This window comes from Sunxiuqinia sp., assembly GCF_055140945.1.
Window position 1 is genome coordinate 1 of the sequence record NZ_JBSQYS010000063.1, and the last position, 13,959, is coordinate 13,959.

Annotated in this window: 14 protein-coding genes and 3 tRNA genes; 7 read left to right on the plus strand and 10 right to left on the minus strand. The window is 42.2% G+C overall.

Translation table 11 applies throughout. From position 1 onward, the window contains the following. A partial coding sequence (locus ACTB00_RS18975) for a DUF6261 family protein (RefSeq protein ID WP_463301486.1) occupies window positions 1-381 on the plus strand: 381 nt, incomplete at its 5' end. A gap of 55 nt (window positions 382-436) precedes the next feature. Here the strand turns inward: ACTB00_RS18975 and ACTB00_RS18980 are convergent. The 4 genes from ACTB00_RS18980 to ACTB00_RS18995 form a co-directional block, all read right to left on the minus strand. Further along, window positions 437-760 carry a hypothetical protein gene (locus tag ACTB00_RS18980; protein WP_463301487.1) on the minus strand — a complete coding sequence of 108 codons (324 nt, stop codon included), beginning with the start codon at window positions 758-760 and terminating at the stop codon, window positions 437-439. A 103-nt stretch (window positions 761-863) separates the two neighbouring features. After that, window positions 864-1,334 (minus strand): preQ(1) synthase, encoded by a 471-nt coding sequence (gene queF / locus ACTB00_RS18985; protein ID WP_463301488.1) that lies wholly within the window; start codon window positions 1,332-1,334, stop codon window positions 864-866. 28 nt (window positions 1,335-1,362) lie between these two features. Beyond that, a complete protein-coding gene (gene queC, locus ACTB00_RS18990) occupies window positions 1,363-2,019 on the minus strand; it encodes a 7-cyano-7-deazaguanine synthase QueC (protein WP_463301489.1) in 657 nt (218 codons plus the stop codon). Further along, window positions 2,019-2,699: a queuosine precursor transporter gene (locus tag ACTB00_RS18995; protein WP_463301490.1), complete on the minus strand. Its 681-nt coding sequence runs from the start codon at window positions 2,697-2,699 to the stop codon at window positions 2,019-2,021. The genes queC and ACTB00_RS18995 overlap by 1 nt, the downstream gene beginning before the upstream one ends. 207 nt (window positions 2,700-2,906) lie before the next feature. Here ACTB00_RS18995 and nikR point away from each other — a divergent pair, with 207 nt between their 5' ends. From nikR to ACTB00_RS19025, 6 genes are all read left to right on the plus strand, one after another. Beyond that, window positions 2,907-3,308, plus strand: coding sequence for a nickel-responsive transcriptional regulator NikR (nikR, locus tag ACTB00_RS19000; protein ID WP_463301491.1), 402 nt, complete (start codon window positions 2,907-2,909; stop codon window positions 3,306-3,308). A gap of 53 nt (window positions 3,309-3,361) precedes the next feature. Next, window positions 3,362-4,198 (plus strand): ATP-dependent sacrificial sulfur transferase LarE, encoded by an 837-nt coding sequence (larE, locus tag ACTB00_RS19005; RefSeq protein ID WP_463301492.1) that lies wholly within the window; start codon window positions 3,362-3,364, stop codon window positions 4,196-4,198. Window positions 4,199-4,204: 6 nt separating this feature from the next. Then, window positions 4,205-5,380 (plus strand): nickel pincer cofactor biosynthesis protein LarC, encoded by a 1,176-nt coding sequence (gene larC / locus ACTB00_RS19010; protein ID WP_463301493.1) that lies wholly within the window; start codon window positions 4,205-4,207, stop codon window positions 5,378-5,380. Beyond that, window positions 5,377-6,117: a nickel pincer cofactor biosynthesis protein LarB gene (larB, locus tag ACTB00_RS19015; protein WP_463301494.1), complete on the plus strand. Its 741-nt coding sequence runs from the start codon at window positions 5,377-5,379 to the stop codon at window positions 6,115-6,117. The genes larC and larB overlap by 4 nt, the downstream gene beginning before the upstream one ends. 5 nt (window positions 6,118-6,122) lie before the next feature. Continuing rightward, complete coding sequence (locus ACTB00_RS19020) at window positions 6,123-6,821, plus strand: urease accessory protein UreH domain-containing protein (RefSeq protein ID WP_463301495.1); 699 nt, start codon at window positions 6,123-6,125, stop codon at window positions 6,819-6,821. A 189-nt stretch (window positions 6,822-7,010) separates the two neighbouring features. Continuing rightward, a complete protein-coding gene (locus ACTB00_RS19025; protein WP_463301496.1) occupies window positions 7,011-8,240 on the plus strand; it encodes a DEAD/DEAH box helicase in 1,230 nt (409 codons plus the stop codon). A 37-nt stretch (window positions 8,241-8,277) separates the two neighbouring features. On the opposite strand, the gene ACTB00_RS19030 is transcribed toward ACTB00_RS19025, so the two are convergent. The 6 genes from ACTB00_RS19030 to ACTB00_RS19055 all read right to left on the minus strand — a co-directional run bounded on the left by ACTB00_RS19030 (window position 8,278) and on the right by ACTB00_RS19055 (window position 13,770). Next, entirely contained in the window at window positions 8,278-9,006 is a 729-nt protein-coding gene (locus ACTB00_RS19030) for a hypothetical protein (RefSeq protein WP_463301497.1), read from the minus strand. A 432-nt stretch (window positions 9,007-9,438) separates the two neighbouring features. Next, a tRNA-Gly gene (locus ACTB00_RS19035) sits at window positions 9,439-9,511 on the minus strand. A gap of 23 nt (window positions 9,512-9,534) precedes the next feature. Continuing rightward, window positions 9,535-9,620, minus strand: a tRNA-Leu gene (locus ACTB00_RS19040). Window positions 9,621-9,633: 13 nt separating this feature from the next. After that, window positions 9,634-9,709 (minus strand) — tRNA-Gly (locus tag ACTB00_RS19045). Window positions 9,710-9,832: 123 nt separating this feature from the next. Continuing rightward, the gene (gene mutS / locus ACTB00_RS19050) at window positions 9,833-12,451 is read right to left on the minus strand and encodes a DNA mismatch repair protein MutS (protein ID WP_463301498.1); all 2,619 of its coding nucleotides are present in this window, start codon (window positions 12,449-12,451) and stop codon (window positions 9,833-9,835) included. Between the two features lie 128 nt (window positions 12,452-12,579). Continuing rightward, on the minus strand, window positions 12,580-13,770 hold the full coding sequence (locus ACTB00_RS19055) for a lipoprotein N-acyltransferase Lnb domain-containing protein (protein WP_463301499.1): 1,191 nt from the start codon (window positions 13,768-13,770) through the stop codon (window positions 12,580-12,582). Window positions 13,771-13,959 lie beyond the last annotated feature (189 nt).

Genomic DNA, 13,959 nt, shown 5'->3' on the forward strand with positions numbered 1-13,959 from the left:
GCTATTGAATTGGAAAAAGTAGTTGCTAAAGTGGGCTGGAACCTGCACCGTGAAAGTTACGATCAACAGTCGGCCTTGATGAAAACTTTGTTCAAGGATTTGGATAAGAAGCAAGGGTCCCGCATTGATCTACTGAACATGACAGACTATGTTGACTTATTGAAAACCGCTCAAACGGAGTTTGACACCCTTCGGCAAGCACAACTGGAACAGCAAACGGAGCTGGAAAAAATCAGTTCGATGACAGCTGTTCGTGGCGATTTAGAACAAGCCTGCAAAGACCTGTTGGAAATTTTGCCCGGCTACTACCGCATGACCGGTGACGAAACCCTTGGTACAATTCTTCCAAAAATTTCGGAACTGATTGATCGCATGCGGTAAGTCGTATGAAAACTCCACTTTCCCAAAGATCCACCACTTTGGAAAAGATTCATATCTAATTCATTGAAATGCAAGATCCTGCAATTGCGCGGCTGGCTACCCGAGGCCTCGGGTAGCCAGCCGCAACTGCGAGTGGGGCAATCTGACGCGCCGGGCAAGCTCCCGCAACAGCGCGGGCAGGAATCCGACACCTGAGGCAAGACCCTGCAATTGCGAAGGTATGAATCTGGCGGCTCAGTGAGTAAACTACAATTGCGGTTGGCCCTACCTGGCGCCAAAGAATAGCTCCTGCAAGTGAGTGGCATGTGTTGATCTGATTAAGTAGTGCGAATGATTTAGTGTGATGTTTCGAGTCTTTAACAATTTGTGATAGAAGCAAAACCGAAAATATCAAATAGGTCCGTGACCTTAAAATGAGAAGAGGCTATCCATTTTTCCTCTGGACAGCCCCTTTTAATCTCACAATCAATCAAAGCGCACAATTATCTATTATCAATTTTTTCGGGGTTTAGATCATGATTTTGCATGCGATACCAAGCCAGTTCTTTATACTTGCTTCCCGGCTTCCCATAGTTTGCATACGGATCGATGCTAATTCCACCACGGGGTAAAAATTTCCCCCATACTTCAATGTATTTTGGATCCATCAGTTTCATTAAATCTTTCATGATGATGTTGATGCAATCTTCATGAAAATCGCCATGGTTACGAAAGCTGAACAAATACAGCTTTAACGACTTACTTTCCACCATTTTGAGATTCGGAATATAACTGATGTAAATTGTTGCAAAATCGGGCTGCCCGGTAATCGGGCATAAGCTGGTAAATTCGGGGGCATTAAACTTCACCCAATAATCATTCTCCGGGTGCTTATTATCAAATGACTCCAGCAATTCCGGATTATAATTAAACCCGTAATTGGTATTATTCCCAAGGTGTTTTAAGTCATTCATTATTTTAAAATTCAACCGTTAAATACAATCATTTATTACTACGTTTTGCCAAATAAGCATACAAGCCATTTTTTCGTAATCGGCATGCCGGACAATGACCACAGCCATCGCCAATCATTCCATTATAGCAAGTGAGTGTTTCATTTCGAACCAGGTCAAAAATCCCCAACTCATCCGACAATTGCCAGATCTCTTCTTTGCTTTTCCACATCAGCGGAGTATGTATTTCGTAATCAGTTTCCATCGACAAGTTCAATGTCTGATTCAGAGAGCGAATAAATTCATCTCTACAGTCAGGGTATCCGCTATAATCGGCCTGCCCTACTCCGGTTACCAAATTCGAAATCCCCTTTGACTTGGCAAACACTGCAGCGTATGTCAGGAAAAGCATATTGCGGCCTTCAACCAAAGTATTGGGAGGACGGTTAGCCGGCTTGTCCGGCTCCACATCCATATCCGGATTTGTCAACGCATTATTGGTAATATCGCCTAACAAATCCAACTTATAAACATGGAAAGGCACAGCAGCTTTTTGAGCTATTATTGAAGCAACATCCAACTCTAAGCGATGCTTCTGTCCATAATCGAATGAAATAGCCTCAACATCATCAAATTTTTGCTTGGCCCAATACAAACAAGTTGTCGAATCCTGCCCTCCCGAAAAAACTACCAATGCTCTGCTCATTACACTTGTTTTAGGCGAAACGGATTGTATGAAACGTTCTCATCGAAGGTGTCAATACCTTCAATTGCTTTTACTTTTTTCACTACCACAAAAGTTAGCGGAAGTACAATAATTTCGTACACTGTTTTTAATAAAGCCTGCGTAACAATCATTCCGAGAATGACCGGCAAAGGGAAGATACCGACAAAGGCAATGCAAATAAAGATGAGTGAATCAGCTCCTTCACCCACCAAGGTTGACACAATGGCTCGTAGTGAGAAATTTTTTCCCTTTGTCATTAATTTAAATCGACTCATTACATAGGCATTCAGGAAAGAGCCCACCATATAAGCCATCAAACTGGCAAACACAATTCGAGTCGAACTCCCTAAAATAGTTTGAAAAGCCTCCTGCGATTGGTAAAATGGAGCTGCCGGAAGTTGAATAGCCAGCATAAAAAACAAGGCTGCTAATAAATTGGCTCCAAATCCGGTCCAAATAATTAACCGGGCTTTAGCGTATCCCCACACCTCAGCAATCACATCGTTTATAATATAAGCCAACGGAAAAATCAGCACGCCCGCCGGAGCAGACCAGGGGCCAATCATAATAATTTTTGATGCAAGAATATTGGAAATTAACAGGCAGGATGCAAAAACTACGCCTGCCAACAGGAATAAAACAGAAACTTTATTTCTCATGATCTCTTGTTTTTTACGTGGTTATCAAGAACACGTCGTTAATGATGGCCGCAAATATAATTGATTTTTCACAAACGCCGCATTCTTAATCTGATAGAATTGAGCCAGCCAAAAATCTCCGGCAAATTATATCCGTAAATCGAACCAAATGACCTTCTTTTTTGTAGTTTTGTTATTGATGTTACTATTTTATTAAAAGGTGTTACCATGACTGTATCTCGCTTCGGCGTTTCACTAGAAAAAGATCTTCTTGATGCATTAGACCAATATGCCAGGGAAAATCAGTTTGCCAACCGATCGCAAGCAATCCGCCAATTAATTAGCCGGAATATTGTAGAAAAGAAGTGGCAGTGCAACAACTATGTTGCGGGATCTGTAACCTTGGTATACGACCCAAATCGCCGGGAAATACTGAATCAACTGGCGGACGTACTTGAAAACTATCATCAGGAAATTCTATCAACCCAACGACTGATCCTGGATAAGTCAAAACACATGGAAATTGTCGCAATAAAAGGCGTGGCCAGCCGACTAACCGAACTGGCCGATAAACTGATCACGATTAAAGGCATGCAACATGGTAAATTGACCATGAGCCGGGCAGATTAAAACATGTCACCATTAAAAACTAAAGTGCTACTTTATTTCGAAATACAACAAATATGAAAATATTAGAACCACATCTTCAATATAAACTAGACCTTCTACAGGGATGGTACTCGAAGCGGAAAGGCTCCATTGTCGCTTTTTCAGGAGGAATTGACTCGACATTGGTACTTTTTCTGGCTCGTAAATTCCAGGGGAAAGAAAATACCATTGGGGTGATCTCCAACTCGGAGAGTTTAAAAGCAAAAGATTTTCAGCTGGCTCAAACGTTTTGTGAAGATTTCGACATTCAGCTTGAAGTTATTAAGACAGAGGAACTGGCAGATTTACGCTATAATAAGAACCCCGAAAACCGCTGCTTTTTTTGCAAAGAACATTTGTTTCACGACTTGCAACAAGTGAAGGAAAAACACCCTGATTTTGATGTTTTAAGCGGCACCAATAATGATGATTTGGGCGATTACAGACCAGGCTTACAAGCCGCAGCCAATTATCAAATTTTGTCGCCCATGGTCGATTGCCAGCTGAACAAAGACGAACTCCGTCAAATTGCCAAACACTTTGAATTACCCAACTGGGACAAGCCTGCAAGCCCTTGTTTAAGCTCGCGCATTCCATACAATCATCACATCACCAAAGAAAAGCTACAACAAGTTGAAGCGGCCGAAAATTTATTGAACGAACTTGGATTTAGCGATGTGCGTGTACGGCATTATGGATCATACGCACAAGTAGAAGTTCAAAAGACGGAACTGGAGAAGTTGTTGGCAATTGAAAACGATGTAGTTGAAAAAATAAAAACCCTTGGTTTTAAAGATGTGAAAATTGACCGCGAAGGGTTGGTATCCGGTAAATTAAATCGGGTATTGCAAGGAATCAATAAAACTAAATAGGGAACAATGAGAATTCTATATTACGACTGTTTTGCAGGAATCAGCGGCGACATGAACCTGGGTGCGTTAATTGACCTGGGAGTAGATGCCGACTATTTAAAAACAGAATTGGAGAAACTAAACATCGACGGCTTTCACCTCGAAATTAAAACCGACCAACGACGCGGAATAACCGGAACAAAAGCCGATGTGATTATTGAAAATCAGGAAAACGAAAAACATCGTCACCTGCGTCATGTCGAAGAAATCGTCAACAGCAGTTCCTTGTCGGATGCAGTAAAAATTAATGCACTTCGGATTTTTGATTTGGTAGCTGTTGCCGAAGCCAAAGTGCACAATATATCGAAAGAGAAAGTTCACTTTCACGAAGTAGGCGCACTCGACTCAATTGCCGATATTGTTGGCGCAGCCATCTGTTTAGACTACCTAAAAGTTGACAAAGTCATGGCATCGCCTATTCAACTAGGTGGAGGAACCGTAAAATGCGCACACGGAACCATGCCTGTTCCGGCACCGGCAACTGCCGAGATTGTAAAAGGAATTCCGGTAAAAACAGGATTGGTAAACCACGAAGCAACCACGCCTACCGGAGCGGCAATTCTGGTGGCGACGGTAGATGAGTTCACCGAGCAAATAAGCTTGCCAATTACTAAAACGGCTTACGGCATTGGAAACCGCGATAGCGAAGTCCCGAATGTACTGCGTGTTTACCTGCTCGAAGATGCAACTTCGGTAACAGATGTGACGAATGAAGAAGCGATTGTTCTGGAAAGCAATATAGACGATATGAATCCGGAGCACTATGACTTTATACTGGAGCAACTATTCGACGCTGGAGCAAGCGATGCCTGGCTGGTACCGATGATCATGAAAAAGTCGCGCCCTGCCGTGCAGCTTTCAGTTCTTTGCAAGCAGGAATTGAGAGAAAAATTGAAAGGATTGATTTTCACATTCAGCACTTCAATTGGCATACGCGAATACCGGGTAACAAAAAATATGCTACGTCGTGAAGAATCGACAGTCGAAACTTCATACGGAGCTGTTCGAATAAAGCAAAGCTTTTACAATGGCAAACTGGTTCGCACCAAACCCGAGTTTGACGATTGCAAAAAACTGGCGGTTCAACACCAGGTTGGCATTTCAGAAATAGAAAAAGAAGTTAACAAGCAAGTAGAATCATGAGTCCAAAGGAACTGCTGGAAAAATATAAGAATGGCGAAATAAGCCTGACTGATGCCTTGGAACAATTTCCGGACCGCGGAATTGAAGAGATGGGATTTGCCACCATCGACACTGACCGTTTAACAAGAACCGGCCTACCCGAAGTGATTTACGCCAGCGGCAAAACCGTGGAACAGGTCAGCCAAATTGCAGAGCGAATGTTCCAAAAAGGAATCGACGTTTTGGCCACCCGCGCTACTTCGGAGATGTTTGCAGCCGTAAAAAAGCGGATTCCCGGAGCCAAGTACAATGAGATGGCAAAAACCATCATTTATAAAAAAACTGAAGAACAACTTACCGAAGGCTACATCGTCGTTGTTGCAGCCGGAACATCGGACATGCCAGTTGCCGAGGAAGCCGTTGAGACCGCCCAATTTCTAGGGAATCGGGTTGAGAAAGTTTATGATGTTGGCGTTGCCGGAATTCATCGACTCTTTCATCGACTGGAAGTCATTCGAAATGCCCGGGTAATTATTGTGGTTGCCGGCATGGAGGGTGCACTGGCAAGCGTTGTTGGCGGATTGGTTAACAAACCGGTTATTGGTGTTCCGACAAGCATTGGTTACGGAGCTAATTTCCAGGGGCTATCTGCCTTGCTATCCATGCTCAACAGTTGCGCCAGCGGGGTAAGTGTCGTAAATATTGATAACGGTTACGGTGCAGCCTGCCAGGCCTCACTCATTAACAAACTAGGCTAAAAACAATGCAAGAACTATATCTACTATCCATATCCGCCGCATCACTTGGTTTTATTCATACTATTCTAGGCCCTGATCATTACTTGCCTTTCATTGTGCTAAGCAAAGCCCGGCAATGGTCGAGCCAAAAAACCATGTGGATTACTTTTATCTCCGGAATTGGACATGTTGGCAGTTCTGTTTTAATTGGATTTATTGGCATTGCCCTCGGTATTAGCCTCAACAAACTGAAGTCGTTCGAAAGCTTAAGAGGCGAAATGGTAGGTTGGTTGTTAATTGCCTTTGGTGTTGGCTATACCATTTACGGAATCTACAAATACATAAAAAGTCTGCATCACGTTCACCTTCCGTCATTTCTTCTTCCTAAACGAATTCGAGACCTTCAACATCTGCCAACTGAAGAGCAACCCGAAGACAACGTCAAATTAACGCCGTGGATCCTGTTTCTTATTTTTGTGTTTGGTCCCTGCGAAGTACTTATTCCAATGTTGATTTTTCCGGCCTACGAACACAGCACAATCGGTATGTTAACGGTAGCAATCATTTTTGGCATCGCAACCATTGGCACAATGCTTTTGGCAGTTTATCTGGGGCACAAAGGAACTTCGCTCGTGCGTTTCAAAAAACATGAACGGTACCTGCATTTAATCGCCGGACTAATTATAACAATTAGTGGCATTGGCATCGTGTTCATGGGGTGGTAAACAAATAGTTGAAGCAATTTCTTTCCCAACAGATTTAACATTCCGGCTCAATAAAAAACGAAGAATTGGACAAAGTCTTCTTTCCAATAAAAAAATATTACTTTTGTGTTGAATGAAACTGGATAAGCATCTTTCTCAAAAGGTAAGCTTTACTTCTCTGGTAGTTAGAAATACATTCCTGTATATTTTATGAAATTTGACGAGTTTGATTTACACGATGACATTTTAGATGCCCTTTATGACATGGGTTTTGATGAACCCACAGCCATTCAGGAAAGCACAATTCCAATCATACTGGAAGGGCACGACTTAGTAGCCTGCGCACAAACCGGAACCGGTAAAACGGCTGCCTTTATCTTACCAATTTTAGATAAAATTGAGGATCTCCCCGAAGGGAAAACAAGAGCCTTGATGATTGCTCCAACACGTGAACTGGCGATCCAGATTGAACAGCAAGTACAAGGATTTGCCTACTACCTCGGAATAACTTCCATCGCACTGTATGGAGGTGGCGATGGTAGCGAATGGGAAAACCAGCGACAAGCCCTAAATAAAGGAGTTGACATCATTGTTGCCACTCCGGGAAAACTTATTTCGTTTATTGACAATGGTATTGCAAAGCTCGACAATGTTGAGTTTGTTGTATTGGATGAAGCTGACCGGATGCTCGACATTGGTTTTCATGACGACATCATTAAAATATTCAGCAATCTCCCGGCGAAACGTCAAACGCTGATGTACAGCGCAACGATGCCTAATAAGATTCGTTCGTTAGCCTCAAAAATCCTGACTTCACCCAAAGAATTCAGCACGGCCATAAGTAAGCCTGCCGAAGGTGTTTTGCAGGCAGCCTACTTGTGCTACGAAAAGCAAAAAACACCCTTAATCGAGCAATTGATCGAGGGAAAAGATGACTGCCCAAGCATTTTGATTTTCAGCTCAACAAAGAGAAAAGTTGCCGAAATTGCACGTTCGTTAAAGAAAAAAGGGTTTAGCACAGCCGGGATTTCTTCGGACTTGGAGCAGAAAGATCGTGAAGACGTGCTGATGCGTTTCAAAGCACGACAGATTCGCATTTTGGTGGCAACCGATGTTATGAGCCGAGGAATCGATATTAAAGACATCAATCTGGTGATCAACTACGATGTGCCCGGAGATGCCGAAGATTATGTCCACCGTATCGGACGTACGGCAAGAGCCAATACGACGGGAATTGCCCTGACCATGATTAATGAAGATGACATGTATAAATTTCAGCAAATTGAGTCTTTAATAGAAGCTGAAGTGTACAAAGCCCCTCTCCCCCCTGAGTTGGGCGAAGGACCGGAATGGAAAGTGTCAACACGAGGACAAGGCAAACGTAAGTTCAATAAAAAAGGCTCTGGGAAAGGTAATCCCAGAGGCCATAGAAAAAACTAGTCTTCAGTTTCTGAACATCCCTAAAAAGGGAGTATTGTTATCTCTTCCATAAAGGATAAGAGATGTTAAGTAATAACATTCTGTTTTTCACGGTCTGGCTTGTCAGCCAATTACCAACAGTTGACTCGCCCATATACTGATCTTCAAATCCTTGGACATAACTCAACGACAATTGCAAATCTTGCTTTTTATAACCAAAGCTAAGCAACCAGCTAAAGTCAGGTCTTCTGGATACAGTTGAATAATTTAGCAGCCATTCTGCCTCAATTCCCGTTTCAATAAAAAAAGCTTTTTCAACAACATATTTGAATTTAAGCGGGACAATCAAGGACTTTTGAGGAATTGTAATTTTTTGCCGGGTCAAAACATAATCTTCGGGAGAAATTGTTTCACCAGGATAACGATATCCGTATCCGCCAGATCCGTATGGACTATAGCCATAGGGCGAGTAACCATATCCGCCATAACCACCGGAGTAGAAATCACCTGGAAGTTCCATCTGATCAAGATCAGGCATCCAAGTCTTCTTACCATTTTCTTTGTATCGGTAGCCCAGCCCAAGCGACACTGCAAAATTTTCAAGAATAGGCTTGGAATAATAAGTCCCTGCACCAACAACTAACCCGTTGGACTTGGAGGGAACGAGAGTAGCCTCAGTAGGCATAAAGAGCCCTCCTTCTCCGTATACTCCCAGCTCACCTTTCGACTGAGCAAATCCAATTGAAACTGAACAAAACAACAAGAATAAAGAAACAGATCTTTTCATATGTTTTAATTTTAAGTAATGATAAATCATTTCTTTCTTCCAATCTTTTCAACACAAACAAGCTATTGATTATTCTCTGAATTAATCAACGGCACAAATATAAAAGATGACACCACATCATTTAATTAATATAAAATAAAGAATGTGAAAAACATTTAAATAAACGAAAGACCAGAAAAAACGTAATCGAAAATTTCAGGAGACCAGTGTATTATCAATCCAACAAATACCCGCCGCAAAAAAATGCCAGAAATAAGAAAACTAAGAATCCTGCGAGATTTCTAATGGTTAGCTGTAGCTGTAAATATATATCGAGAACAGAATGAAAACAGCCCCAAGATTTTCAAAGACAGGTATAGAATAGTTTAATCCGGAAACGTTCTTTACAAAACGAAAAAACACTTCATTTTCATGAAGTGTTTTTTCTGGGAGAGCGAGAAACGAGACTCGAACTCGCGACCCCGACCTTGGCAAGGTCGTGCTCTACCAACTGAGCTATTCTCGCAATAACAACGAACTTTAAAAAAGTACCCGGAGCGGGACTTGAACCCGCACGACCGTTGATGGTCATTGGATTTTAAGTCCAACGTGTCTACCAATTCCACCATCCGGGCATCCTACAAAAAATGGAGCGAGAAACGAGACTCGAACTCGCGACCCCGACCTTGGCAAGGTCGTGCTCTACCAACTGAGCTATTCTCGCATTTTTTTAAAGAACGTGCTGCTTTCAGCTCCCGAAAACAGCGATGCAAATATATCGCTAATTTTTCTTTCTCCAAAAATAATAATTAAAAAAACTGAGAAATTAAATTATCACGCTAAACGCCTATTTTAGGCCTGAAAGCTTTTTAATTCCATGCAATTTGTTAAGTGCCTCAATAGGAGTTAGATTATCAATATCCAGCGTTTTAATCTCATCCCGAATCTGTTTCAAAACCGGGTCATCTAACTGGAAAAAACTCATTTGAAATCCTTCACGATGCTCTGCCATTCCTTCCAAAGGCTTAGCCAAACTGTCTTTTCGGTTCGTTTTTTCCAGTTGAGCTAAGATTTCATCAGCACGACCGACCACAGAGGGTGGCATTCCGGCCATTTTAGCCACATGGATACCAAAGCTATGGTTGCTGCCACCACGAACCAATTTACGCAAGAAAATCACCTTATTGGCCACTTCCTTTATCGTGACATTGTAGTTCTTTACCCGACCAAAGGATTTTTCCATTTCATTCAGCTCATGATAGTGCGTAGCAAATAATGTTTTAGCTTTTGCCTTTGGATGTTCGTGCAAATATTCAACAATCGACCAGGCAATGGAAATTCCATCGTAGGTTGAAGTTCCACGTCCCAGCTCATCCAGTAAAATCAAGCTTCTATCCGACACATTATTCAAAATACTGGCAGCCTCATTCATTTCAACCATAAAGGTCGATTCGCCCAACGAAATATTGTCAGATGCTCCAACACGAGTGAAAATTTTATCGACATAACCAATCTTTGCTTCCGCGGCAGGAACAAATGAACCAATTTGTGCCATCAATACAATCAAGGCTGTTTGCCGAAGCAATGCCGATTTACCGGCCATATTTGGTCCCGTGATAATAATCACCTGTTGGTCTTCCTGATCCAAAATGACATTGTTGCTGATGTATGCTTCGCCAATCGGCAGCTGTTGCTCGATTACCGGATGTCGCCCTTCCTTGATGTCGATTTTTGTTGAATCATTCATCTCGGGCTTGTAATAATCAAATTCAACCGCCGATGTGGCAAAAGAAAGCAGACAATCCAACTTGGCTATCACCACTGCGTTCAATTGAATGGACTGAATATATTCGGACAACGCCACAACCAACTCATTAAACAATCGGACTTCCAGCGCCAGAATCTTTTCCTCGGCTCCTAATATTTTACTTTCGTATTCTTTTAACTCTTCCGTGATGTATCGCTCGGCATTTACCAACGTTTGCTTTCTGATCCATTCTTCGGGGACTTTGTCTTTGTGCGTATTACGCACTTCAATGTAATACCCAAAAACATTGTTAAACGCAATTTTAAGCGACGAAATACCAGTGCGTTTCGACTCCCGCTCCTGCATTTGAACGAGGTAATCTTTTCCCGAATAGGCCAGTTTACGAAGCTCATCCAGTTCCTCCGAAATTCCATTCTGGATAACATTGCCCCGACTTACAAGAACCGGTGGATCATTGGTTATCTCCCGCTCCATGCGTTCGCGAATAGCCAAACAAGGATTTAGCTGCTCCGCCATTCGATTGATCACGTCCTGATCAACCCCTTCAGTGTATCTTTTAATTGGTTCAATAGCACGCAGGGCATTTCGTAGCTGAACAACCTCTCGTGGGTTAATCCGTCCAACAGCGACCTTCGAGATGATTCGTTCCAAATCTCCAATCTGACGAATGTGCTCACTCAGCTCCTCTTTTTCAGCATCACGCTGGGTAAAATACTCAACGACTGACAGTCGATCGTTAATAGCCGATATTTCCTTTAAAGGAAGCGCTATCCAGCGTTTTAACATGCGCGACCCCATGGGCGAAATTGTTTTATCCAACACCTGGGAAAGCGTTTTCGCCCCCTCGTTGATCACCCCAAAAAGCTCCAGGTTTCTGATTGTAAACCGATCCAGCCAAACGTATTTGTCTTCTTCAATTCGCGAAAGTGAAGTAACATGCTGAAGTTGATGATGCTGCGTTAAATCCAGATAGTGCAAAATAGCTCCGGAAGCCATGATTCCATAATTCAAATCCTGCACACCGAAACCTTTTAATGATTTGGTTTCAAAATGTCGGAGCAAACGGTCGGTTGCAGCATCGTCATTGTACACCCAGTCATCCATGGTGTAGGTATAAAACTTACCCCCGAACAAGGCAATAAAATCATTGCCTTTCCCACGTTGAAATAACACTTCCTTGGGTTTGAAGGAATTCAGCAATTTATCAATGTATTCGAAACTACCTTCCGCTGTTAAAAACTCACCGGTTGAAATATCAAGAAACGCGACACCAGCCATCTTTTTATCGAAATGAACCGAGGCCAGAAAATTATTCTCACGATGTTCCAGGATATTGTCATTGATGGAAACTCCCGGTGTTACGAGCTCTGTAATTCCACGCTTCACGATTTTCTTGGTCATCTTCGGATCTTCCAATTGCTCACAAATAGCAACTCGTTGTCCGGCACGAACAAGTTTTGGCAAATAAGTATCTAACGCATGATGCGGAAACCCGGCCAATTCAACGAAACTGGCAGCCCCGTTAGCTCGTTTGGTCAAGGTGATTCCCAGTATTTCGGCGGTCTTAATTGCATCTTCTCCAAACGTTTCGTAAAAGTCGCCCACACGAAACAAGAGTACGGCATCCGGATGTTTGTCTTTGATGTCATAATACTGCTTCATCAAAGGTGTTTCGACATATTTTTTTGATTTTGCCAAAGCGTGTTCAGGTTTTAAATTGAATGATCAACAAAGATATAAGAAGCACATACAAGAATGAAAAACAGCCTACGTTTGTTCAGTGAAACTTTTCAACAAGTTATTACAAACACGCTTTTATCAGTCGATCAAACTTGCCGTTTTGCTCTCAAAAACAAAAAGCTATGCAACAGCGCACGGCAAAGCATCATCAGAGTCAACAAATAAAAACCGATGTGGAAAGCCTGTGGAATAAAAAAGCTGAACAGACAAAATAAAATCAACCAAACAGCAAGCGCTTTCCAGTACCACTTGAGTGACTGCCGCCATTTTTTGACCATCCATAAAAACAGGAATGGCAGATTAGCGGGGACAGCCCACCAAAGGTTGTAGTTTGGGTGCATGGCCGGATGCTCAGAATAAGTGACCAACCAAAGTGCAACCAAACCCATGAGTCCGGTAACGAATAGCAAAACATAGTCGAGCAGGTAGTTTACTTTTTTTGTTTCATACTGACGATAGCTGATCCATAAAACCAACAGCAGTACTATTGAAAGCATCGGCACGGGAGAAAACAAATTAAATCCGGCTGAGTTTTTGTTTTCCGAATTATAAATTACGCGAGTTTCTTTAACCAATGGCCGACTAACTCCGTCTTGCTCAATTTGAGCTTGAGCAAAATGCTTCATCAGGTAATCGGGCAAAAACATTTCTTCATACACCGAAGCAGTTTTATCTGCCGGACTTCCCAAGGTCAGGTGAATGCCAAAATTTGTCCATGGCAGTACCTTTTGATATTCGTTAGCATGCTCGCGGAAAGTCATTCCCATGCCCTTCTCATCCTGAAAAACAACGTTTCCGTCAACCTGATTCGCGACAAGATCGCGAACCCGCGTTGCACAATTGTCATAAAAAAAGTTGTACCGATATTCCCGATTTTCAGGCTTCGAATTCCAGATCAAAAAATCGAACATCTGCTGCTTCTCTTTCTGCGTGAGATTTAAAACCTGTGCTTCAATGCTTCGTCCGTTTCGTTTATATCCGCTGTAAAAATCGGTGTATTTCTCGGGAGCCAGCATATAATCGGTTCTCCCTTTTGCAAAGCGATACACGAAGTTGGGCTGGCTAAAACTAAAAACCCCGTAATTGAACACAACATCAAACAGCCGTTGTGGATCTTGAACACGAACTGCTGTGTGACCATAAATAGCATGAATCAAATCACTGGGGCCACAGGTCAGCACACTAATTTCTGCCTCATCACTCAATTCAAAAGCCTTACTTTTAAAAGGAGTTGCCACAACAAAAAGTAGAATTAAAACAAACAATAGTCTTTTCACAACTTTTTTTATTCAAAAAAAACAAAAAAGCAGGTCTAAACCTGCTTAATCCAATAAAATATTTTTAAAACATCAAATTACACGTCCCCATGGCGATTTCGGTCTGACCGTGCCACACTTTTCGGTTTAAACCGTGCCACTTTGGGAGATGCTGCAATTATACAAAAAATTTAATCTTCATTCTTCAAA